A 24982-nucleotide genomic window follows, 5' to 3' on the forward strand; every position below is an offset into this window, starting at 1 on the left:
TTCAAAAACCAATCTTTTCATCAGCTCCGTAGGAGCTTTTACAAAGGAATACAAGGTAATTCTGTTTATTGAATTATATTTTGCACGAATACTTATCTTAGACGCAAAGCATTGCATCTCTACTAGTAAAATATCTATTAAAAATAATCACTAAATCGCTCAATCACCATTCACTCAATCAATTCTCTACTCTAAAATCAATTTCTGTGAAACACGATCCTTATTCGATTGAAACCAGACCAGATATACTCCTCGATTCAAGTCGGCCGTTGAGACTTTGGTAGATTCTCTAAATGAGCATTCGAAAACAATATTACCCAGCATATCTACCAACTTCACATCAACTTCTCCTTGCAGAGTACTTTTTAAGGTTACAACATCCTTCGCTGGATTGGGAAAGGCTGACAAACTCTGATTGATTTCTCCTTCAAAACCAAGTGGCATGGCTAAAGCTACTTTGAGTTGGGCATAATTGGTACAGCTATTACCACCCCATGCTCGAACCGTATAGGTTCCGTTGTATGCAGCAGTAACATTCTCAATGATAGGTTTTGCATTCGTAGAAGTAAATTGATTAGGCCCTTGCCAGAGATAGTTTACCCCACCTGAGGCAGATAGAGTCAAAGTATGATTGATAATGTCTTCATTGAAGGTTGCCTCTATTTTGGGTGATGGTTTTACTAACAAAACTGTTTTGGTAGTATTGGTACAGCCGTTATCGTCAGTTACCTTAATAAGGTAAGTTCCTGAATTTTCGGTTTGAGTTTTACTAAATACGATTGAGCTATTGGACGAAGAAAAACCGTTTGGTCCCGACCACTGATAAGTACTTCCCCCTCGGACGCTTATCTGAGCAGGTTCACCTGCGCAGGTAGTATCGCCCATTGCAGATACCGCTGGCAAGCTGGCAATTTTTCCTGTCAGCGTATCTTTTGACAACAAACCTGTAGTTAGTCCTCGCAAACTTACCTGAAAAACACCCGTACCAAATCTTTGCGATAAATCTGTAATACGATAAGTTTGAGTACCTATTAATTCCTGTTTAATCGGCTTGATGGTTTGAGAAGCACCATTTGCCAATTTCACCTGCATGACAAAACTTTCTGAATTGGCAATTTCTCCAAAAACTTTGGCTTCCAACTTAATCGAGTCACTCGCACATACCGTCTGAATACCTGAAGACTGGAATTTTACAATAGGAATTACATTGACCGTTGTATTTGAAGGCAAACTCGTGCAACCGCTATTTTCGCAAGTAGCAGAGTAGGTTGTGGTCACCGTAGGATTTACCATCAACGTGGCAGAAGTAGACGTTTTTTGTTGAGAACCTTCTATCTTATTTGACCAACTCCATGTAACCTGAGCACAGCCTTGGGCCGTTAGCTGCACTTGCTGTCCATACTCTATCGAAGGACTCTGAGCAGTCAATTTAGGTTGGTTGGGCGCTCCAGAACAAGTATTATATCTTATCAAAAAATTAGGATATTGAAACCAAATATTCCCTTTTACATCCGCCAACATCTTACTCAGTCCAGTGGTATTTAATACGATATTGCCAGTTTTTGACCATGTTTGATCGGCATATTTAAAGATATTGCCACTATCATAAACGTAAATATTACGTTGAGCATCTTCGGCGATATAGGTAGGTTTCAGAAACGAAGCATAGTTTTGAATCTCCCAAGCACCCTCCGAATATCTTAGGACTCTCCCATTTTGCAACACCCATAAGACACCTTTGCTATCCATAAAAGTTTGATTAATAGCATTTGAAAGTTGCGGTAATTCAGCCTTCGTAAAAGTCTTTATTTGTTTGCTAGTTAAATCGTATTGCCAAAGTTCTCTACTTTGAGAATTGTATTTATAAACCTCCACCCACATGCTATTTTGGCTCCAAACAGGTGTTTGGAAATATACATTTGACTCGGTGCTTTTGTAGGTAAATAGCGTTTTTAAGCTATCTTTTTCTATTTTTCCAAAAACAGAAGCCCCTTTCACATCCGAATATCCATAAAACAACTGATTGGCATAGTCGAACTTCGAAGGCGAAATATTATCGGGATTTGACAGCTCTACAGAAGATAACATCTTTCCTGCCACAGGATCCAACTTTCTTAAGGCATACACCAAAGAGCTACTTGGTAAAAGTCTTTTTCCTAATAGCTGAATCGTTTTGATAGTCGGGTCACCTCCCGAAAGTGACAAACCATAATTTTGATTCCCAATCGCACCAGTTGTATTGGCATGGTCAAAGGTTTTTATCTGTAGATTATTGACTTGAATCGTAAAAATCCCTCTGGCATTTTGCGCCACAATTTCATTCTCTCGAATCTCGACCGCATTGATAGAATTTGCCAAATCAGGGTTGTTGTCTTTACCAAAATAAGCTACCTGTGTACCCTGAGAAAGTCCTTTGTACACAAAACTTGTTTTGGTAGTCGATACAACGCCACTTGGTATATTCAACAAATATTCGGGTTCATTGTATAGCTCTTCAACCTTCACAAAATAGGTCTGATTGCTCTGTAACGAATCCAACCAAAATGAATAGGTATAAGTTGATTTCGCTGCAATATTTTGAGCGCTTTTCGTACATAAAATCTTTTTGAAACTTGAATCTGTCGCAATAGTCAATTTGATTACTGACTGATTATTGATATAATTACCCGAATACTCCAGCACTTTTAGAGAAGAATTTTCTGTCAGATAATTAGTAGAAATATAGTTATTGGGATTACTCACCAATACATATTGTACTTCAGACCAAACACTTTTGGTAGTTCCAACCACCGAACGAACACGCCATTTGAGCTGATTGGCATAATAATTCATTTTGGTCAAAACCGAAGTACTTGAAGAACTTGTCTGAAAAATAGGGTTTTTAAAATCTGTATCTGAAAGTGCTGCTACTTGCACTTCATAAGCAGAAGCATTAGGAACCGAAGTATAAGTAAGAGTAAAATTGGTCGATAGATTGGCTGTTGATGTTAATGGATATTTTGCAAATGGTGGCAATACGGCTTCTGTTGGAACATTCCAAACAGCATTGCTCCAATCAGAGCAGCCGATACTATTACATGCCTTGATACGTAAATAATTTTGCCCCATTCGTAAAAGAGCAGAACTCCACACACTTTTATTAACAGTATCCGTTTTTTGTACCGTTGAAAAATTAGCAGATAACGCCGTTTGAACAATATAATAATCTGCTGTAACTACAGGTTTCCAGTCGATGACAGCATGACTTTGAAAGTTGTAATTAGCAGATAATAAAGGACTTTCTGGCTTGGAAGTCGCTGAAGGAAGATTATCCTTGGCATATTGCTGGATAACCGAGCGACAAAGTTCATGAAAAGTGGAAAGTCTTGGCCCACAATAACTCATAATCGTTCCCGCCGTAGTGTTCAGCGCGCCATCATAGCATGAGCCTTCTGAAGGAGTACAATAATCCAAAGGGCCTTCGGGCCATTCACAACTTTGGGTGTGCGGAACCCCAAAAGTATGCGCCAACTCATGCGCCACCGTTCCGAGCCCAGCCTGTCCCCATGGTACCACGCATTCGGTACCACCCAAATAGGCAATCCCAGCAGCGCCCTGCAAGCTTTTTGAAGTTATAAAAAGCGCTTTATCAAACTGCGTAGCTATAGTTCTAAACTCATTTTGGTAGTTCCAAGTAGAATTGAATAAACCCAGCAAATCATAAATATTGCGATTGCCTCGATATGGATCTTTCTGAGCATCTTTCCAGATATGGATAACGGTAGGGACTAGCCGAACATTCATCTCTTTTTCATAGACCTTTGATACCTGCGAGATGGCATTTAGCACCTCTCTTTTGATATAAACTGAATCTGAGTCAAACTTTTCAAAAGTTTCAGAGTCAATCTCTATCGCAAGACGACAAATCCAAGGACCACTTTGAGTAGTTCGGGAAGCTTTGGAAGCTAGTATAAATTTTTGGGCATTTCTTACTCTACTTAGGGCATCAGCAGACATTTGAGAGTCATTTACTCCACAAGTGGGAGTCTCCTGAGTTTGTTGGGCAAATAAGAAAGGCGCAAACAATAGCAAATAAACAATGAGCGGTAGTTTATTCATAATTGTATTACCTCGACGGATTAAGTTAATTCTGACTATGCCATTGCGTTATGGCATTGTGATTCTAGTATTGGCGGATGCTGGAATGTCCAGATTTCGTCAAACTAACTTAAAGTAGTGTAGAATGGGAAAGTCAAACTTTGCCCCAAGCAAATCGAGGTATTTTAGATACAGATAGAAATTTTGTTGCAGAAAATTTCTAGTACTTATATCCAGTCATGACCAGAACCTGTGCTTGGCGGGCTAAAGGTTTGGATTCCTGTTGACAATACAAATAGGGTAAATTTTCCTATGCGGGGAGAAATTATCCATACTTGTAATGTTGTTTTCAATTAGAAAAAAGCCGTTTGCGTTACGTATATTTTCTAGAGTAAAAATCCCGCATTTTTTATGCCAAAAATCCATCCATCAACCAAATAGGTCTATTATTCTTGGATAACTACAAAATAATTAAATCGTGATGCTCATATTTCGGATAATAAAATAGTTCGTCTCTGTAAAATATTCTTCATTTAGCTGAATTGGCTTATTTACAAAGTTTTTGGACATAAAAAAAGTCGGTACTTTTAACAATACCGACTGTGTGTTTTAAAGTATGAAACTGTTTAAACTTTTGTAAAATTGCTGGCGTAAGCAATGAATTTATACTGTTTGTGCGAAGCGAGGTGGTACGCCACTCCGATTATAAATTCTTGATTTTTTTGCGGCCGCCGCTGCGGTTACTTTTTGTATCAAGGCGGGAACACCTAGTTAAAAAGTAAGACGAAGAATTAATCAATAAAATATGTCTTTTGAAAAATTCAAATAGCTTTATTCTCTTACTTCATCAATTTCCAAAGCCTTTTGGCTATGATCTCGTAGCCTTTATCGGAAGGATGTAGTCCATCATAAGTCATCGCAATGGACTCGACTGGATATGGATATTCGTCTTTTTCAGGATTAAAAGGCACATCGATAAAATCTGGGAACTGATAATTTTTGTATTCCCCCGTTTGTGGATCTTTGAGTCTTTTGAAATTTACTAGAGTTTTGTGTGCTAGTTTTTTCTCATGATACAAATCTAGCGATTTGTATCCCTCCTTTTTCGCAATAGCCTTAACTGCCTCCGCAAAAGCTTCCAATTGCTGATTATTTTTGGCACGATATGAGCCGAAAGCATTATTTTTAGGATTAGCGATATACACAAAATCAACCCTTTGCATTGGCGTAATCAAGACAACTTTTGCTTCAGGGTTTAGTTTTTTTAAGTAGTCTACAATAATTCGGTATGCCCCAAAGAAAGTATTATAACCTGTGCTGTTTTCATAGTCTTGTATCGAGCCAATAGGCTTACCTTGCCACCAGTCGTTGGTACCCAAAAAAACGGTGTAAACATCCGCTTTTACGATGTTCAAGGTTTCTATTTTCTCCGCAATCTTCACAGCCGTCCAGCCATTATGACCTTGATTGATAAAGTTGAGTTCAGGATGCTCTTGTGTAATAAGAGTCATATATCCCTTTGTAATGCGATTGCCTGTCTGCTCGGGATGATCGTTGAGATAAGTAATCGAATCACCAATAGCCACCCATTGACGTTTTTCGGGCGCAAAGGACATTAAAATAAAGAAGAGTAATAAGAGAGGTAAGAGTTTTGTTTTCATAATGATCGTTTTTGTCTAAAAGCGAAAAGTCATATTTATCTAACCAAAAACATCAGACGTATATCTGTTAACGAAAGGACTTCTAAGAAGATAAGGTCTATTGACTTTGGTTAATAAAATTCAAAAATAACCCTAAAAATTTCCATTTCTTATTTTTCGGTAGTTAGCCGCAGTTAAATTCCATTAAATTGCAAGTTCACTTTTCTGTGGGCAAAAGAAAAATTGAGAGCACTATCTCTGCGTGCTTTCGATCAGTTAAATGGTTGGGATTTGTAGCAAAAAAAGTACAACAAGTATGGTACAGCAGTATTTTCGTATATTTAGGAGTTAGTAGCAATTATAAAGACATGAACCAAGAATATCAACTTTACAGAGTTTCACAATTACTTTCTCGATTTAGAGAACAAGTAAAAATATTGAATTCAAATGGGGAATTTAGCATCAATATCCACGCTGAAAACATTTTAATAAATGTTTTAAATAAAATTTATGACTGTAATCTGGAAAATGTCAATTATGTTGAAGGTAAAACCTATCCAAGTATTGACTTAAGAGATAAAGTTAAAAGAATTGCGTTTCAAGTTACATCTACTGCTAACCTAGAAAAAGTTAAACATACATTAGCTAAATTTATTGAGAATGATCTTTATAAAGGATTTGATAGTGTTTATATTTTGATTATAACTGAGAAGCAAAAAAAATATGACCAAACTAAAATCGATAAGGTAATAGATGGTAAAATCACATTTAATGTGAAAAACATAATAGACCGAACTGATTTATATGCAGAATTAAATAAACAAAACGACCTTGATAAAATCAACTCTGTTTGCGAATTATTGGAAAAACAATTTTCCGATAATAAACCAGAACTCGATAAATGGGATTTATATTGTAAAGGATTAAACGAATATGATTTATTCATTCACAATTACTACAAATTTTTAGATATTAAAGGCTTTTCACCTAAAATTAACAACACTCAAGTAAAAATTAATCTAGAAAACATTTATGTTCCTTTAGAGCTAAAAATCGAAAGTGAAATCGGAAAAACAAATGATGAACTTCAAAAGGGAAAAAAAGAAATAATATTTACCTTAGAAAATGCACTTAATGATTTTAACAAATTAGTAGTTTTAGGAGATCCTGGCTCTGGAAAATCAACAATTTTAAAACATTTAGCCTATAATATTTGCACAAATAGGCCTACAGATAGTCAATTTAGCGACTTAGTTCCTGTCATAATTAAAGGTAGTGAATTTGCAAAGTATGTTTCAACAACAGCAAAAAACCTCTCAGAATATATCATTGATCAAATTGATAAAAAATATGAGTTGTTGTTTACTCAAAAACTTGAAAGTAATCAATTACTTGTCTTAGTTGATGGAGTAGATGAGATAAATGTAACAAGCCTTCGCCATACTGTAGTAAATCGAATTAATGCTTTTATAGCTCAATACACTGATACAAAAATTATCGTATCCTCCAGAATTGTTGGATATAAAGAAACTAGATTAAACGGTTACTTCAACCATCTCGAGGTAATGAAATTTGGCGAAAAGCAGATTAGGCAATTTATCACCAATTGGTATTTATCGGTAGTATCAAATTCTGATAATGATTTGGAAAAAGCAAAACAAAACGCAAACGAACTTTATAATTCAATAAGACAAAATAAATCAGTTTTGAATATGGCAAGTAACCCGTTACTTGTTACAATTATTACACTTATACACTACCAAAGTGGAACATTACCTGAAAGAAGAGCCTCTCTGTACGATATTGCCACATCAACTTTTCTGGAAAATTGGGTTCGTCAAAGGGAATCACAAAGAAACTCAAATTTTGACAAAGAAACACTTATTGCCATTCTTGCTCCAATTTCATATCATATTCATCAGAATTTTACAACAGGTTTAATTACAGAAAGTGAATTAAAAACACTTTTCCAAAAAGAATATAGAAATGTTTATCCTTACCAAAAACCAAGAGAAGAAGCTCAAGATTTGAAAGACATTATTGACTTTCTAAGGGAAGATGCTGGTTTTCTATTTGAAAAGGGTTTAAACGAAAATGGAGAATCGATGTTTGGATTTGTTCATCAAACATTCCAAGAATACTTTACAGCACTTGAATTTAAAACACGATGGAAAGAAGGATGTCATAAGGCCAATTTTGAAGAGTATGTTTTTAATTCAGCTTGGAGTGAAGTAATTAAACTAACAGCATCACTATTTAAGTTTAGTGAACAAAGTCGTTTGGGAAGGCAGTACGCCACTAATTTTGTAAAGGATATTCTGGCCGTTAATGATATAATTCCTGAAATGTATCGACCTCTCAAAATAGTTCTTCAAATACTTAAAGATGATACAGAAATTGAGTTTCCATTTTTCATTGAAATAATTGATAAAATATTCAATGAAATATTAACTCATCCGGAACGAAGTTATTCAGAAAAAAATGATCATTATAGAGAAGTGTATAGATTCAAACACTTTATTGAAACACTAATTGAAACTAAGACTTATCAAAATTATATTATTGAACGAATAATTAAAGAAATCAATAACGAAACTATATCAACTACTTTGAGATTCAACTTAGTGCAAATATTAATGCATAAAGCAGAAGTGCCTATTGTTTATGAGGAATTGATTAAAATACTAAAATCTGATAATACAAAATTAAAAGAACTACTATTCAATTACAATGTAGTAATGCCTGTTTCGAAAATTGTTTTTTCTTCAGAGTTTCGAGATGAGATTGTAATTTATATAAACTCAGCTGAATATCTAAAGGAATATGATGGGCGTATACCAACTCAATATCATTGTGCTTTTGAATCAATAAAAAAAGGTGATTTTGAGTCTTACATCAAAAGTAGAACCTCAGATGATTACTTAAAAAAAATAAAGGAGGAAAAACTTCTTTCAATTAGACAAATTCAAAATGAAAAAATGCGAATTGATTTTATAAACTTTAATGTTTTTTCGATTGGCATGAGTGATATTGATGACTTGAAAGAATTTGTCAAAGTTTTAAAGCAAGAATATAAAGGTTTAAAATTACCAAAAATAGAAAATCGAATAAAAGAACTTGTAGAATTTAAATCTTTCGGCTTAGAAGAATATGAAATATTCAACTTCAAAGGAACAAAAATATATTTAAAGAAAGATGACACCTCAAAGCTAGCACTAATCAAAGATGAAAAAGTTAATTTCATTACTTTCCCACTGAATGAAAAGGACTTAAATAAGTATTTCTTAGATGAAACTGAGTCTTATCTTAAATTTCTAGATTTACTGATGCCAATAATATTAAAATCGAAAACTGAATTTGCGATTGATAATTATGAAACACTCCTAAATTTTATTAAGTATCAAAACACTATACACTGGCATACAACAATAGACACAGGTAATGTTTTAAACTTTGCATTGAAAATTCTATTTAATACTCCTACCGTAGATTCTAAAAAGCTACTTCAATGGATAAAAAATCAAAGGGAAGTTCGTTACAGAAAATTTGAATTAGAAGAAGATTTTGATAAACAAAAATTCATTTCAGAAGTCACAACCTCAAAATTAGACTTATTCGAAAAGTTATATTTAATATACCTTGTTGGAGAAAAATCAGATTATGATAACTTAATATTGCCGACAATTGAAAGCATGAAAAAGGCAAAATCTGAAAAGAGAAAAAATGAAATAAGAGATATATTGTATGAAGTTTTATGAAATAACTTCCGCCAACAGCAGTTTGGCAAAATGGCGAGTTCAGTACTAAATTCAACAGTAGTTCTTCGATTGAACTTTTGTACAAAACTGAACATTTGTGCTCCGAAATTCGCCACTGCGCTAAGCTGCGAAACCTTAGCGGTCAGCTTACCAAATTATATGATAGAACAAGTTTTAAAATACGACTTTCCCAAAAACAATCCCGACCCCTTTGACGAAAGTTTTGAAGGTGGTTATTTTGCATCTGCTAATGGATTTTCAAATCTAAGTGATAACCTAATAGACTTTTCGTTTGACCAATGTGGCAAACATATACCCATGGGCTATAAAACCTTATTAATTTGTTACAGAATTGCCCTGATTAGAAACGGAGTTGTTGTAAAGAGTTGGGAGTTACCAGAAAGCTTAATAATTAAAGCTGACTCTTTTAATGGTAAATATCTACTTCAGACAAATTCTAAGAATAAAGTTTTTGTTGCTTATTGGAATAGACATATTGAAACAGCAACAGTACTTAAACCATTTGCTCAGGACGGAAGTTTAAAATCAATGCTTTGGGACGATAAAGCATCTTGTTTAAGTCACGGAACCTTAATGTCTTGTCAAATCCCTAAAGACTATTTGGTATCAGTGTTAATTGAACACGAAAGTTGGCATTAAAGCCAGCCTATAACACACGTAGCTATCTCACAATATATTTTCACTAAAAACTCTCCTACAGCATACACTTCCAAACCTCTTTTAAAGCCATTTAAAGGAGGTATATTTTTTTAGTTGTCAGAGAATAATCATAAAGACTTACCAAGCTATCTAGATTGACTGGGCAATACATTTTTAGGCAATTTTCCAAGGCAAAATTAAAGGTTCTCAACAAGGTGGAAGTCTATTGTTATTTCTATATATTTAAGTTGTGCAACAGGCACTGCGGTTTTGCGTAATGGTGGGTTGGCGTGCAAACTTGGTATATTGTGTTTTTATTCAAGTTCAGCGCTGGTTGACAATTTTATGCTCCTAAACCCGCCACATCGCTAAGACGTTTCCGTTAGCTGCAACCATTGGCGACAACGACGCAACATTGATACAAACTAAAAATACTGACAGAAATAAAATGGCAAAACTCAGAAATCCAATATTCTCTTTACTGTTGGTATCAATATTTCTCACATCTTGTAACGGACAGCCAAAAACAGAACAGTCAAATGAAACTGTTGTTAAACAACAATCATTTACAAGTAAAAAAAACAAGCTAACAAAAACACAAGGATCAAATGAATATCAAGGCATTTCGTGCGGTTTGGAAGACAAAAAAGGAAATATTTGGTTTGCAACAGGTACAGAAGGTGTTTTTTGTTTTGACGGAAAATCATTTATCCAATTTACCGAAAAAGATGGTTTGAATAGTAATTCCATTCGTTCGATATTAGAAGACAGAAAAGGCAACATTTGGTTCGCAACCAATAAGGGTATTTGTTACTATAATGGAAAGACATTTCAACAAATATCAAACTCATTAAATGTAAATTATCAATCCTTTAATTTTGCAAGTCCCAATCCACCTTTGATAAATGATGTTTACAGCATTATGCAGGATAAAAAAGGAATACTTTGGTTTGGTACGGTAGACGGTGTTGTTTGCTACGATGGGAATAACTTCACTCGTTTTTTAGATAATCATATTATAGTCAATGATAGTAACCTTACATTAAAAAGTATGCAATGTATGTTTGAAGATAAAATTGGGAACCTTTGGTTTGGCTCAGGACCAATGGCATTTGAAGGCATCGCTTTTTTTGATGGAAAAACTTTAACCAAATTCAAACCACAAAACGAAACTTGGGTACGTAAAATAACTGAAGACAGGAATGGAACTTTGTTATTTAACACCAGGCATTTTGGTATGATTACTTATAATGGAAAAACATTTTCAGATTATACTCAACCTCAAAATTTGAGACGAGAATTACTACAAACTATGTTGGCAGATAGCAAAGGAAATATTTGGTATGGTTCTGATTATACCAATGACCGTGACATAACCACAGGCGGTCTTTGGAAATTTGACGGAAAATCAATTAATGAATTTACAAAGAAAGATGGATTAAGTAACACATCCGTAACCTTAATTTTAGAAAGTAAAAATGGTACTATTTGGGTAGGAACTCGAAATTGTGGACTATATCGCTACAATGGACAAACATTTGAAACTTTTTCAGAATAATCACAAATGAATTGAAAAGTATGGCAGTAGCTAAGAAGGGTTTGCCCAAATGGTGACAGAAGTTCTAAATTGAACATTTGGAATTCTAATAAACTATTGTAATAAATTTGAACTTCGGTGCTTGAAATCCACCACTTCGGCAAGCCCTATTCGTTAGAAAACCGATTCCATAGGAGAGCTACGACTGAAAAAAATAGAAATTTGTAGCACAATGAAATACACAATGGACAATCGTTTTGAGGATATAATTCAGCTAATCAAACAATCTCAGACTAATGCTATCAGAGCCGTAAACGCTGAACTCATAAATCTTTATTGGAATATTGGAGAATGTATCAGCAAGAAAATAAAATAATCAGAATTGGGCGACACTTTTGTGTCAGAATTAGCCAATTTTATACAGACATACGAACCAGAAATAATAGGTTTTTCCGATAAAAATATTTGGAGAATGAAGCAGTTTTACGAGACTTACAAAGACTTCTCAAAACTCTCACCAGTGGTGAAAGAAAATAATAATGACCTTTCCAAAACCTTTAAAGACAGCTACGCATTTGAATTTTTAAACTGTACAATTTTTGGGGGAGCTTACAAGAGTAATTAATATTTAGTCACCAATAAATTTCAAAATCATGTTAAAAAAATCGACTTTAATTGGATTGCTAATTGCATTTGCAATGACCATACTGACAACAACCCAAGTCTCTGCACAAAGAGGGCATTATAAAGGTGGTAGAGGAAGTTCTCATAAAGGAGGAAAGTATAAGAATCCAAGTACGGGAAACCATTACAGAAAACGCCGTTGAAAAACTGCAATTAACATTAAATACATCTGGTTCAAGTCTATAACTTGGATCTATTTTTTTGTCAAGTTTTCAAACTTGAACGCACACACATTATAATCTTTTTGAAGCACTTTACTCTTCCAGCAAAGTTTTAAACCTTGGAAAAAATGAGTCCAAGTCTTCAGACTCGAACTAGTTAGGTGGAACAAAAAATGGCACAAGCTTACGCTTGCGCCATCTAGAAATTTGGGATGCGGAGAGCTACAATTGAATTATTGCCCATAAAGTATTCGCTCTCTTAATACTTTAGGTTTTACAATAATCCAGCATTAAAGCTTAACAATCTTGCTGGCCAAAAGCGGGCTCTTTAAAGTCCAATTAAGTAATTATGTAAAATAAGAATTGATCAGTTTTGAGTGTAAAATATTGATAATTAAAAATTACATTCACAACTCATAATTCAGCACTAATACTTAATAGCCAGGGTTTTGTTGAAGAACAGCATCCTTGTTCAACTGGATTTCATTTAATGGAATAGGTAATAACAAATGCTTGTCTGCGATACCTTGAACTGGGTTTACTGCGCTACTAGCATTCAAACGTTTTACACGGTCAACTAGTTTTTTGGTACGCATCAAAGTCATACGACGATTTTCTTCTCCGATTAATTCACGTGCTCTTTCGTCCAAGATAAAGTCTAAGGTCATATCACTTGCCGAAACTTGTCCTTGTGCTGGATAGTTCGGGAATGCTCTTGCACGCAATACGTTGATGGTATTGGCTGCTTCTTGCAACTTACCTTGTTGTACTTGTGCTTCGGCTAACAATAAATATGTCTCGCCCAAACGCATCAAAACATAGTCTTTAATCATGGCAAAACCAAAGGTATCATTTGGATCAAACTGATACCATTTTGTGGTATGAGGTGCCAAGTTGAACAAGGTATCTGTACCTGCATAAGGTACTTGTTTGCCATAAGTTGCTGTTTGCGCTGGATCGTTATATACATAGCGACGACGGATATTGTTTGATGAGTTACGAATATCGCCATCTTTGTACAAGTTGTAAATAACCCAGTTACTCAATCTCAAACGACCCAAAGCACGACCACCTGTAGAGTCAGACAAAGCCATACCTCTTACGTTGTGATACGCTGCGCCCCAAACACGTCTTTGCTGAGCACTACCAGTGTTACCACCTACTACGCTACTTGGGTTTTCTTGTTCTAATACCCAAAGTGCTTCTGTATTTCCTTGGCTACGACGTTGGTTACCATACACAAACATATCTGAGTAATAATCGCCTTTTTGACTAGTTTTAATACCAAATCTGTTTTTCACCAATTTGAATTTACCACTGTCGATAATTGCTTTCAATTGTGTTTCTGCTAACTCTGGTTTGCCCATTCTCAAATACACTTCACCTAACAATTGCATAGCCATAAACTTATTAGCACGACCATACAACTTACCTTTTGTATTGCTTTTTACATCTTCAATATCAGGCAAATTTGTTGCTGCAAAAGTCAAATCCGCTACGATTTGGTTGTTTACCTCATCAATAGAAGCACGCGTAAAATCTGTTTTAGGAGCAGTTAAGGCTTGTGTCAACAAAGGCACTCCACCAAAGCAAGTAGCTAGGTTATTGTAAGCATACGCTCTGAAAAACTTCGCTTCAGCACTCATTTTATTTTTACCAACTGAAGTAATATTCTTCAAGTTGGGTGAATCCAATGAGTTGATAATGATATTTGATAAGTTAATCAAGATATAGTTTCTATCCCAAGTACGAGCTGCTGCACCGTCGGTAGGTGTCAACAAGTTGTAGTTATAATATGGGATTTCGATACCTTCTTGGTTAGCAGTTGCATTGGCTACGTCGGTTCCAACTTGCCAAACACTTACCCATCCCTGACGGTCAGACCAAGTAAAAATGGTACTCGTGTGGTTATACAAACCTACCAAAGAAGCCTCTACGCCGAGCGAGTCATTGAGTGTTGCTGGGGTATATGATGAAAAAGGCTTTTCTGCTAAAAAGGAATCTTTACAAGCTGCCGTACCAATTGCTAACGCCAATAAAGCTATATTTTTTAGTTTTTTCATGGAAATCAAATTTTAATTAGGATTTAGACAAAGAGCATAAATGTTCCATTTTGTCTTCAAAAAGCTACAGGCAAACTTTACATTTATTTCAAACTAACATTCAAGCCCAATACTAATTGACGAGTTAATGGGTAGTTGTTTGTCCAGTCGCCCGAACCTCTTTGCGATTGCGAAGATTCTGGGTCCCAACCAATCCAGTTGGTAAATGTGTAAAGGTTACGTCCACTTGCATATACCGTCAAGCCACCCAAACCTAGTTTATCCAAAATTGTTGGCGTAAACACATAACTCAAGGTTACGTCTTTGATTCTGGTAAAGCTTGCGTCAGATGCATATCCATATCCTCTTGGGTTTTTGTATGCCAATGAAGGACGTGTTTGACTCATGTTTTCAGCAGTCCAGTAACCTACGTCGATTGGAGTATTTCTCTTACCTGTTTCATCGGCATACGTCAAGTCGTTGTTGTTACGAGTAATACCTTGAACTGTTTGGATAAATACATTTAAGTGGAAGTTTTTGTAATGGAATGTATTTGTCAAACCTCCTGTCCATTTTGGAGCAGTTTGTCCTAAAATAATACGGTCTTCAGCAGTGATTTTTCCATCGCCGTTAACATCCGTAAATTTCAAATCTCCCGCAACAGCGCCTGGGTCTTGTTTTGAAGCATCTTCGCCTTTTTGCCATACGCCAGCCAATTTGTAGTCATAGATTACACTGATAGGCTGACCAATAAACCAACGGTTTCCTAAGTCATCTTTTTTGTCACCGTACAAGTCAACAATTTTGTTTTGGTTCGAAGCAAATACTACTGTTGTTTCCCATTTGAAGTCTCCTTTTGTTACATTACGAGTGTTCAAAGTCAATTCGATACCTGTGTTTGACGTTTCGCCAAGGTTGTCAAATACGTTGTAATACCCTGTTACAATTGGTAAACTTCTTTGCAATAAAATACCTGTAGTATTGTTTTTGTACAATTCCAAACTACCGTTGATTCTGTTGTTTAAGAACCCAAAGTCAACACCGATGTTACGGCTCAAGGTAGTTTCCCACTGAAGGTTACCATTACCAAGGTTACCAGCTACAGCACCAATTGTACTCAAACCATTAAATGGCTCACGAACGATGTTGTTAGTAGTAATTGTACGGTATACCGAAATAGCTTCGTTTCCTGATTTACCTACCGATAAGCGTAATTTCAAATTGTTAACAATACTATTGTTTTTCATGAAGTTTTCATTCATAATGTTCCAACCTAGAGCTACAGATGGGAACAAACCGTATTTTGAAGTATTAGCACCAAATACTGATGAACCATCACGACGTGCAGTTACCGTAAACAAATAACGACTGTCATAAGAGTAGTTTACACGTAACATTTGAGAATTTAAACCATAACGATCTGCATACGAGGAACTTGATTGAGTAGCACCCGCACCGATTGAATTAAAACCTAATTCATCATTTACAAAACCTGTCGCTCTTGCTGATGCTTCGTTGTACTCTCTTTGTTGAGCAGAATAAAGCGCTGTCAAGTCCAAATGGTGTTTATCCCAGTCTTTTGTGTAAGAAAGGATATTTTCCAAGGTAAAACTGTTGGTTTGCGAATAGAAAGAGTTCGCTGTACCTAACATATCGTTTGCCTGACGACCAGTGTATGAACCTGTATGTTTAGGAATAAATGAATAACCTAAGTTCATACGGTACTTCAACCCTGTCAATTTGCCACCGAATTTAATTTCACCATAAGCATTACCATTCAAGTTGGTATTACCATCTACACGGCTAGTTGTCAAACCTAACATTGGGTTAGTGTACAACTGCTCTGGGAACATCGGGTAAATCGTATAAGTACCGTCATTGTTATAAATCTGACCGTACGGACTCATCGCCGAAGCATTCAATAAATTTGTGCGTCCGCCATCATAATTGTTATTATTGATAAACAATGACGTACCTACAGTCAAGAAATCCGTTACATTAATATCTAAGTTAGAACGGAAGCTGATTCTTTTATATTGGTATCCTTTAATTACCCCTTTTTGATTCAAGTAATCACCACCAATAAAGTATTTGATATTTGGTGTACCACCCGAAATACTCAAGTTGTGGTTTTGCATGATACCTGTCTGGCTTGCCAAGTCTAACCAATCCGTTTCGATACCTTTGTTATAGTTCGTCAACTCATTATAGTTTGGTACGGGGCTTGTTTGAGTTTGACCAGTTTGGATTAAATAATCCTTGTATTTCTGCAAATATTCAGCACCATTACGAGGACGAAGCACATGAGAGAAATCTTCAATACCTGTGTAGTTGCTGTAACGGATAGATGGTTTACCAGTTTTACCACGTTTAGTAGTAATCAAAATAACACCATTAGAACCGTTTGTACCATAAATAGCCACCGCAGAAGCATCTTTCAAAATCTCCATCGACTCGATGTCATTCGGGTTGATGTCGTTTAATGAACCTCCTGTTTTGCTCAAAGGAATACCATCAACCACTACGAAAGGACCTGAACTCGCATTGATTGAGTTTTGGCCACGAACAATTGTTGAAGGTTCTGAGCCAGGAACAGAAGAAGATTGAGAAACGTTTACCCCAGCTACCGAGCCTTGAACCGCTTGCATTACGTTGGTAACGGGCAATTGAGATAATCTGTTTTTAGGAACTGAAGCAACCGAACCCGTAATGTCCGAACGTTTTTGTGTACCGTATCCTACCACTACAACCTCATCCAATGATTTGGTATCGGCTTTCAACTGGATATTCACTACCGAGCGACCACCTACTGTAGTTTCTTGAGTAGTAAATCCTACATAAGTCACCACAATCACAGCCTCTTTCGAGTCATCAATTTTGAGGGTAAAATTACCTTTCGAATCTGTATTAGTACCAATACTCGTACCTTTTACAGCCACACTTGCCCCTGGTAAGCCTTCGCCTTTTTCATCGGTAATCTGACCAGTAATTGTTTTTTCTTTTAGCGTATAAGCGCCGAGAGTAGACTTGGCATTAGTAGAATTTGCTACAAGGTTGTTAGCCTGTAGATTTTCCATACTAAGCACTAGACTACATAATAGTAACCATTTGATTTTCATAGGCTCCTAGCGTTTGATTGGGATTTTATTGAATTAGAAGAATTTGAGGAAATACTTGCTATCTGTCTAAGAATGGGTAAATCCTACATTTGAATAATACAAAACTAAGGGGTAACGGTGGGTCAGACGGGGGCTTTTTTCGTCAAAAACGGGGGATAAAATCACAGAAGCTTAATTTGTGTTATTTTTACACAATTTTGTCAGGAAATCAGTTTTTTTAACTAAAACTACAGTAGTCCTTCTACCTCTTTTCCTTATAAATATGATTCTGTGTAGACGATTGAATGTTAATAGTATGAAAGTAGTAAAATTATTTCTTGTGCTTTTGCTGATGGCTTTAGTACACAAAGAGCCATCAGCTCAAACAAACTCAAACAAATTTCAGTTTGAGCACCTCACCGTAAATGAGGGCTTGCCACATAGCGATGCCATGTGTGTGGTAGAAGATAATCTGGGGTTTATTTGGATTGGTACCAACGACGGCATTGCCCGTTATGATGGCTTCGAATTAAAGAAATATAAACTTCCAGTAAATCCTTTAAATGGACTTACCTCGAACAGAATTCATGTTTTCCATAAACAAAACAATGGTACTTTATGGTATGGCTCCGAACGTGCTGGACTCGGTTATTATGATGTCAACAAAGATAAATTCGTCAACATTGCCGAAAACATTAGCGCCACCGTTGATAAATCGACAATACAATTGCTTCGTAAAGCTAGTATCTTGTCGATTGCCAGCGACCAATCCAATCACCTCTATGCGTGCACACGCGACGGCGTGTTTGTCCTAACGCTGAATGATACGCACGTTTTAGAAAAAATAAGTCGTATCGCCATTTTAGGAAACCAATTACAATATATGGCCAATGAGGTCGTAGTAGATGCCAAACAACAAGTTTGGATTGGAACAGTCAATCAAGGGCTTTTTTTCCTATCATCTGCTCAACAAACATCAGCGCGAAAAGCACCCTTCCCCACTGAAACAGTTCGTGCCTTACAGTTTGACACGAAAGGTAATTTATGGATTGGCGCTGATAATAGCCTATACTTTATCAGTCCTGCCGAACAGCGGGAGTTCAAAAATTTCATCTTACACAAAGCTTCCACTTCCATTGAAGATATGGAGTGTATCAGCATCGATTCGTTTCATCGTTTGTGGGTAGGCACCAACTTTGGACTTTATTGTTGGGCCGACATTAGTGAGCCTGCTCGTGTACTTGAAAGTAAGCCTCAAGTATTTTTACCCAAAGATGACAATCCTAATAGCATCAATTCAGGGCGGATTCATCAGGTATATGAAGACTCTAACCATATTTTATGGTTGGCTGCCTCAGCAGGTGGATTAAATAAAGTAGATTTAAAAAGAAAGCCTTTTGAAAATATCCAACGTCGTTTTTTTCAAACTCCTACCCTACCCAACAATTATGTCAATGCGGTATTAAAAGACCCTAAGCATAATTGGCTATGGATAGGCACCCGAAATGGTTTTTCAAAATATGATTTTGATACCAAATCCTACACAAACTTTGCCAATCGAGAACTAAAGGGCGACGCCACAGGTACGGACGTATCTACACTTTTTATGGATACCAACGGTGCACTTTGGGTGGGTACACGCTACAATGGTTTGTATATTTTGCAAAATGGGACTTTGCATAAAATTGATTTATCTATTCCTTCAACCAGTATCGAAAGCATTATCGAAACCTCAGATGGTTATATCTGGATAGCTACTTTTGAAAATGGAATTTTAAAAATGGATAAAACAGGTAAAGTTCTCAACGTATATTCAAGTATCAAAAACAACCTTGAGGCTCGACAATTCACACATCTTTTGTATGACAAAACCAAGGAACAAATCTGGGCAAGCACGCGCGATATGGGTGTTTTGTTATTTCAAATTCAAACCACTGGGCTAAAGTTATTACAAAAATTTAGTTTTGAAGAAACCAATCCAAATTCTTTGAGTGTCAATTTTGCTTGGCAAAAAGTTCAAGACCCTTCAGGTGCCATTTGGGTAGGTACGATTGGCGGAGGATTAAACAAAATTGAAAGCCTTAAAAATGGTAAATACCTTGTCAGACGCATCAATATTCCAGAATCAAATGTTGAAGGTATTTTGCAAGACAAACAAGGAAATATCTGGATTGGAGGCTCTGGGTTGGGAAGATATAGTCCAAAATCAGGACAATGGATACATTATGACGTAGCCGATGGTATTCAGAGTAATTCATTCAAAGTAGGTGCGGCCTATCAAGATGCTTCAGGGATACTCTATTTGGGCGGAATTAAGGGTGTTACGTATTTTAATCCTGAAAAAATCCAACCAAGCCTACAAGCGCCAACTGTTCGTTTTACCAACCTTAAAATCTTTAACCAAACGGTACAAATTGGGGAAGAAATCAACAATCGAGTGGTGCTTCCTGCGCCTTTTAATCAACTCGATGAGCTTGAAATTCATGCGAATGAAAATGACTTTTCAATTGAGTTTGTGGGACTAAATTTTGCCAATCCTGCCAAAACAAGTTATGCTTATAAGCTTCAGGGATACAATCCGCATTGGGTGTATGTAGGCTCCAATGCTCGTGTTGCCAATTTCGCTAATTTACCTTCGGGCTATTACAAACTCTATGTAAAAGCGTATAATGGCGAGGGACAATGGTCTAAAATTGAAACTATTACGATTCATATTTTACCGCCTTGGTATCAAACTTGGTGGGCGTATCTCTTATATCTAAGCTTGATTATCGCTGGCTTGTATTTGTATCGTAAAATTACATTGCGCCATCAAAAACTACAAAATGAACTTTCGCTGGAAACCTTTAAAACTGAAAAAGAAAAAGAGTTAACCGACCTAAAACTTCGTTTTTTTACCAATGTTTCGCATGAATTAAGAACTCCCCTAACCTTAATTTTAGGGCCATTGGAGGAAATGATTACTACGCCAAGTCCATTTAGAAGCAAATTGCTACTGGTACATCAGCAAAGTAAAAAATTATATGATTTGGTCAATCAATTATTAGAATTCAGAAAAGTAGAGTCAGGGCATATCTCTATTTCGGCCAGCAAAGACAATATTATTCCGATGTTGAGTGAAATTCTTTTGATTTTTCAGTTAAAATCTGAAGAACAACAAATTGATTATACCATTGATTTACCACAAGAGGAAGTCGAACTGTTTTTTGATTCTTCAAAAATTGAAATTATTCTTACAAACCTTCTCTCCAATGCTTTCAAATACACAGAATCGGGAGGAAAAATTCAGGTGATAGTCAAAACAAAAGGCAATCCAAGTAAAGAGGCCCTTTTTGAAAATCACCTATTGTCAGATAATTATCTGGAAATATCCATTCAGGATAACGGCGTTGGCATGGAAGTATCAGCGCTTTCACAGATATTTGACCCCTATTTTCAAGCCTCACATACTGAAACCATGAAATTGGTAGGAACAGGTATTGGATTGTCATTGGTAAAACAATTTATCGAAGCGCATCATGGTGAAATTTTGGTTCAAAGTGAAATTGGAAAAGGGACAACTTTTACCATAAAACTCCCGTATGGTTCTACACATTTGAAGCCTGAAGAAATTACGCAAAATGCGCAAAAAGAGCTTTCTTGGTTGCAAAATACTCCGCAACCGCTCCAAAGTATCAATATAAACCATGATGCCAGTCATGCCCAAAAAGTATTGATTGTAGAAGATCATCCTGAAGTACGTCAATACATTCAAAAACTTTTTGACTCTCATTATCAGACCTTTACTGCCGTAGACGGTCAAGATGGTTTGGAAAAAGCCAGCCAGTTAATGCCAGATCTCATCATCAGCGATGTCATGATGCCTAATATCGACGGCTTGGAGCTATGTCGGAAACTGAAACAAAACCCTAAAACTTCCCATATTCCTGTGGTGCTACTGACGGCTCGCTCGGCGGCAGCACACCAAATTGAAGGCTTGGAAAATGGTGCGGATGAATATTTGTCAAAACCCTTTCATCCACAGTTATTACAGACCAAAGTCCAAAATCTGCTACACAATCGCCTTTTGATTCGGGATTATTATCAACGACAAATATTGCTTCAGCCAAGTGCTGTTTCAATACCTGATGATACGAAAACCTTCTTGGAAAAGGCTATGAAAATCGTGGAAGAAAACTTGAGCAATCAGGATTTTAATGTACAAGAGTTGGTAAAAGCAATGGCTATGAGTCAATCAGGTTTTTATCGCCAAATAAAATCTATTACGGGTCAGTCGGTGGTAGAGTTTATTCGGGATATTCGTTTAAAGCGTGCTGCTCAACTTTTAGCCAGCACCGATTTACGGGTACAAGAGGTAGCTACCATCGTGGGGATTGAAGATGCCAAATATTTTAGAAAAATGTTCCAACAAGTATATCAATATGCGCCATCTGAATACGCCAAAATTCACAAGAACGTAAATAAGAATTAAGTATGAGTGAACATTTTATGCGTGATAGGCTGTAAGCTTTGAACTTACTCCTTAAAGCATCTATTTAATTAATTTTTTTAAAAAATACCTTCTTGACTAAATCCATATTATATCCAATTTCGTAGGTATGTTGTTGGACAATTCCAATAACAACCCATAAAACTTCATAAATGAAAGTACTAATTGCTGAAGATGAACCACTTCTTCGAAAACTATTGATTGACAAATTTTCTAGAAACGATTGTACAGTGATTAGTGCCGAAAATAGTTTAGATGCCATCGAACATTTCGACAATTTACAACCAGATGTAGTCATTACTGATTTGAACATGCCTTATCCTGGAGGAAAAGAGTTGATACTGCATATTCGAGAATCTAAGTTTTCAGACACTCCTATTTTAGTTTTGTCTGGCACCAGTAACGAGCATACCATCAATGACGTTTTTAGATTAGGCGCCAATGATTTTGTAGAAAAACCATTCAGAATGAATGAGTTACTACTCAGAGCACAAAGACTCATTCATCTTAACTAATGAGTCACAACATTTCAAATTAAAACCGTCCTTACATATTACTGCATTAAAAAAGAACCCAAGCTAAAACCCATAGGCTTGGGTTTTGCTTTTTAGTAAAACTTCACACAGTGAAATAGACGTTAAAGTTCACAATTTGAAGATTTCTTGAACAAGGATTCCATTTAGCGGGTGAATTTATTCAGCTGTAACGAAAATGATTAAACAGCTTCTATATTTGTAGCCATTTAAGTACAAGATTAATCCAATTATTGTAAATCAAAATGCTATCTGAATACTTGTACCAGTACCCAAATTCATTCTCCTTCAACCAATTTTTTATGAAAAAAATTACGTTATTTATTCTATTCTTGTGGGCAATAGGCAGCTTTTCTGTTTCTGCAAAAATCACTAAAATTGAAATCCTCAAGGAAGAATCCTATCAAAATGGCCGTGTATTTGGCAATATAGGCGCCTTTGTGAGAATTACAGGATTGGCCTATGGTGAAGTAAATCCTTTTGAGGCTCACAACAAAATCATTCAAGATATTACGCTTGCCCCTCGCAACAGCCATGGTATGGTTGAATATGTCACTGAGTTTGTGATGCTGAAACCTGTAGATATGAGTAAATCCAATGGTTTACTATTTTACAATGTTCCGAACCGAGGCAATGCGTATGGACCAGATACCACACTCATGAAACGAGGTTATGTGTTCCTTTGGGGAGGCTGGCAGGGTGATTTGTATGGCGATAGTAAGATTAAAATTAAAGTACCAGTAGCAACACAAAATGGCAAAACCATTATGGGTAAGCTCCATACCGAGTTTATCGTAAATGAACTTATGCCAACTGTTCCTTTGAGTGGCACAACTTTCACTGGACAATTCCATACCCCTTACGAAACCGCCAGTTTAGATACCAAAACAGCACGTCTAACCCGAAAATTTAACCCATTAGATGAGCCTGTCGAAATTCCATCGACAGAGTGGTCTTTTAGTGACTGTAGTAAAGGCGACTGCGTACCGAGTACAACCAAACTTTCACTAAAGGGTGGTTTTGACCCGAATTATATCTATGAATTTCAATACACCGCACAAAACCCTTTAGTCTTAGGTTTGGGACTTGCCGCAACTAGAGATATAGTAGATTTTTGTCGTTATGATAAAAGCTCCGAAAACCCATTAGCAGGATATATCAAAAAATCTGTTGCGATAGGCGTGTCACAATGTGGTAATTTTTTGAGAACATTCCTTCATCTAGGATTTAATGCAAGTGAAAAAAATCAAATTATTTTTGATGGACTAAACGTACACGTTGCTACTCGCAAAACTTCGGTTAACATCCGTTTTGGGCGCCCTGGAGGTGCAGGATTACAGCATGAAGAAATACTGTTTGCTGGCAACGAAGCTCCTTTTACTTGGAATATCACCACCGACCCGCTATCGGGCACCACTGGAGGCATTCTGGAAAACTGTGCCAAGCAAGGATTTTTACCCAAAATTATGCATACTGTAAGCTCAACAGAATATTGGCAAATGCGTATGTCGCTTCGTACCACAGATGTATATGGTAAAACAGACTTGGAAATTCCTAAAAATGTCAGAATTTATCATTTTGCCAGTACACAGCACGGACCTGCACCAAACGAAAATATCAATAAAATCACAGGGCAGTCTAACAATACTAACTCTTTTAATGATTCATGGCGTGCCTTACATGTGGCACTAGAACAGTGGGTGATGGAAGGTAAAAATCCGCCTGCGAGCCAATATCCTAAGGTGGCAGACAAAACGCTTGCTAAAAGTACCGAGATCGGTTGGCAAACACTTCCCAATATTCCATTCAAAGGATTGGTTGATGGCTACACGGTTAGGGACTTTGGCAAGGAGTTTCAAGCAAAATGGATGACAGGCATTGTCCATGAACCAGCCAAACTCATCAAAGACAAAGTTTATACAGTTCTGGTACCCACAGTCGATCAAGATAATAACGAAATCGGTGGATTACATACACTAACAAGACGAGTTCCGTTAGGGACTTACACGGGCTGGTCGCTCAGAATCAAAGGCTATGGCGAAGGAAATTTGGCGCCGTTAGACGGATATTTTCTACCATTTGCCAAAACCAAAGCAGAAAGATTAGTAAAAAATGATCCTCGTTTATCACTAGAAGAAAGATATGGCAACTCCGAACACTATGTTTCATTAGTCAAAAAAGCAGCCGAAGATATGGTAAAAGAAGGACTCATGCTCCCAGAGGATGCAGAGCGAGAAATCAAAAAAGCAGAAAAGAATAGTTTGTTTGAGTAAGCAATTACAAACCCACAACCCTAGGTAATA

The 24982-nt window shown here is 36.4% G+C and carries 10 protein-coding genes and 1 pseudogene; 7 read left to right on the forward strand and 4 right to left on the reverse strand.

The genetic code is table 11. The annotated features are described in order from the left end of the window. Nucleotides 1-186: 186 nt before the first annotated feature. Complete coding sequence (locus tag QM491_RS23230) at nucleotides 187-4098, reverse strand: M12 family metallo-peptidase (protein ID WP_283329926.1); 3912 nt, start codon at nucleotides 4096-4098, stop codon at nucleotides 187-189. 818 nt (nucleotides 4099-4916) lie between these two features. Next, nucleotides 4917-5738, reverse strand: a complete 822-nt coding sequence (locus tag QM491_RS23235) for an SGNH/GDSL hydrolase family protein (protein WP_283329927.1) — start codon at nucleotides 5736-5738, stop codon at nucleotides 4917-4919. 347 nt (nucleotides 5739-6085) lie between these two features. Between QM491_RS23235 and QM491_RS23240 the strand changes: the two genes are divergently transcribed. From QM491_RS23240 to QM491_RS25570, 4 genes and pseudogenes are all read left to right on the forward strand, one after another. Beyond that, on the forward strand, nucleotides 6086-9475 hold the full coding sequence (locus QM491_RS23240) for an SMEK domain-containing protein (RefSeq protein ID WP_283329928.1): 3390 nt from the start codon (nucleotides 6086-6088) through the stop codon (nucleotides 9473-9475). Nucleotides 9476-9634: 159 nt separating this feature from the next. After that, nucleotides 9635-10135, forward strand: a complete 501-nt coding sequence (locus tag QM491_RS23245) for a hypothetical protein (RefSeq protein WP_283329929.1) — start codon at nucleotides 9635-9637, stop codon at nucleotides 10133-10135. A 448-nt stretch (nucleotides 10136-10583) separates the two neighbouring features. Beyond that, nucleotides 10584-11693: a ligand-binding sensor domain-containing protein gene (locus tag QM491_RS23250; protein ID WP_283329931.1), complete on the forward strand. Its 1110-nt coding sequence runs from the start codon at nucleotides 10584-10586 to the stop codon at nucleotides 11691-11693. A 223-nt stretch (nucleotides 11694-11916) separates the two neighbouring features. Continuing rightward, a pseudogene (locus QM491_RS25570) lies at nucleotides 11917-12297 on the forward strand (DUF1016 N-terminal domain-containing protein). A 654-nt stretch (nucleotides 12298-12951) separates the two neighbouring features. Here QM491_RS25570 and QM491_RS23255 read toward each other — a convergent pair. Beyond that, nucleotides 12952-14580 carry a RagB/SusD family nutrient uptake outer membrane protein gene (locus tag QM491_RS23255; protein WP_283329932.1) on the reverse strand — a complete coding sequence of 543 codons (1629 nt, stop codon included), beginning with the start codon at nucleotides 14578-14580 and terminating at the stop codon, nucleotides 12952-12954. Between the two features lie 83 nt (nucleotides 14581-14663). After that, nucleotides 14664-17636, reverse strand: a complete 2973-nt coding sequence (locus QM491_RS23260) for a SusC/RagA family TonB-linked outer membrane protein (RefSeq protein WP_283329933.1) — start codon at nucleotides 17634-17636, stop codon at nucleotides 14664-14666. 337 nt (nucleotides 17637-17973) lie between these two features. On the opposite strand from QM491_RS23260, the gene QM491_RS23265 reads away from it, so the two are divergent. The 3 genes from QM491_RS23265 (at nucleotide 17974) to QM491_RS23275 (ending at nucleotide 24952) form a co-directional block, all read left to right on the forward strand. Then, a complete protein-coding gene (locus tag QM491_RS23265; protein ID WP_283329934.1) occupies nucleotides 17974-22128 on the forward strand; it encodes a two-component regulator propeller domain-containing protein in 4155 nt (1384 codons plus the stop codon). Between the two features lie 170 nt (nucleotides 22129-22298). Continuing rightward, nucleotides 22299-22661, forward strand: coding sequence for a response regulator (locus QM491_RS23270; RefSeq protein WP_283329935.1), 363 nt, complete (start codon nucleotides 22299-22301; stop codon nucleotides 22659-22661). Between the two features lie 320 nt (nucleotides 22662-22981). Continuing rightward, nucleotides 22982-24952: an alpha/beta hydrolase domain-containing protein gene (locus tag QM491_RS23275; protein ID WP_283329936.1), complete on the forward strand. Its 1971-nt coding sequence runs from the start codon at nucleotides 22982-22984 to the stop codon at nucleotides 24950-24952. The last annotated feature ends 30 nt before the right edge of the window (nucleotides 24953-24982 follow it).

Source organism: Flectobacillus longus, from assembly GCF_030056705.1.
GTDB classification, from domain to species: domain Bacteria; phylum Bacteroidota; class Bacteroidia; order Cytophagales; family Spirosomataceae; genus Flectobacillus; species Flectobacillus longus.

Bases quoted from the DNA above. Each gene is read 5' to 3' on its own strand.
- QM491_RS23230 (WP_283329926.1), bottom strand. From the start codon at position 4,098: ATGAATAAACTACCGCTCATTGTTTATTTGCTATTGTTTGCGCCTTTC.
- QM491_RS23235 (WP_283329927.1), bottom strand. From the start codon at position 5,738: ATGAAAACAAAACTCTTACCTCTCTTATTACTCTTCTTTATTTTAATG.
- QM491_RS23240 (WP_283329928.1), top strand. From the start codon at position 6,086: ATGAACCAAGAATATCAACTTTACAGAGTTTCACAATTACTTTCTCGA.
- QM491_RS23245 (WP_283329929.1), top strand. From the start codon at position 9,635: ATGATAGAACAAGTTTTAAAATACGACTTTCCCAAAAACAATCCCGAC.
- QM491_RS23250 (WP_283329931.1), top strand. From the start codon at position 10,584: ATGGCAAAACTCAGAAATCCAATATTCTCTTTACTGTTGGTATCAATA.
- QM491_RS23255 (WP_283329932.1), bottom strand. From the start codon at position 14,580: ATGAAAAAACTAAAAAATATAGCTTTATTGGCGTTAGCAATTGGTACG.
- QM491_RS23260 (WP_283329933.1), bottom strand. From the start codon at position 17,636: ATGGAAAATCTACAGGCTAACAACCTTGTAGCAAATTCTACTAATGCC.
- QM491_RS23265 (WP_283329934.1), top strand. From the start codon at position 17,974: ATGAAAGTAGTAAAATTATTTCTTGTGCTTTTGCTGATGGCTTTAGTA.
- QM491_RS23270 (WP_283329935.1), top strand. From the start codon at position 22,299: ATGAAAGTACTAATTGCTGAAGATGAACCACTTCTTCGAAAACTATTG.
- QM491_RS23275 (WP_283329936.1), top strand. From the start codon at position 22,982: ATGAAAAAAATTACGTTATTTATTCTATTCTTGTGGGCAATAGGCAGC.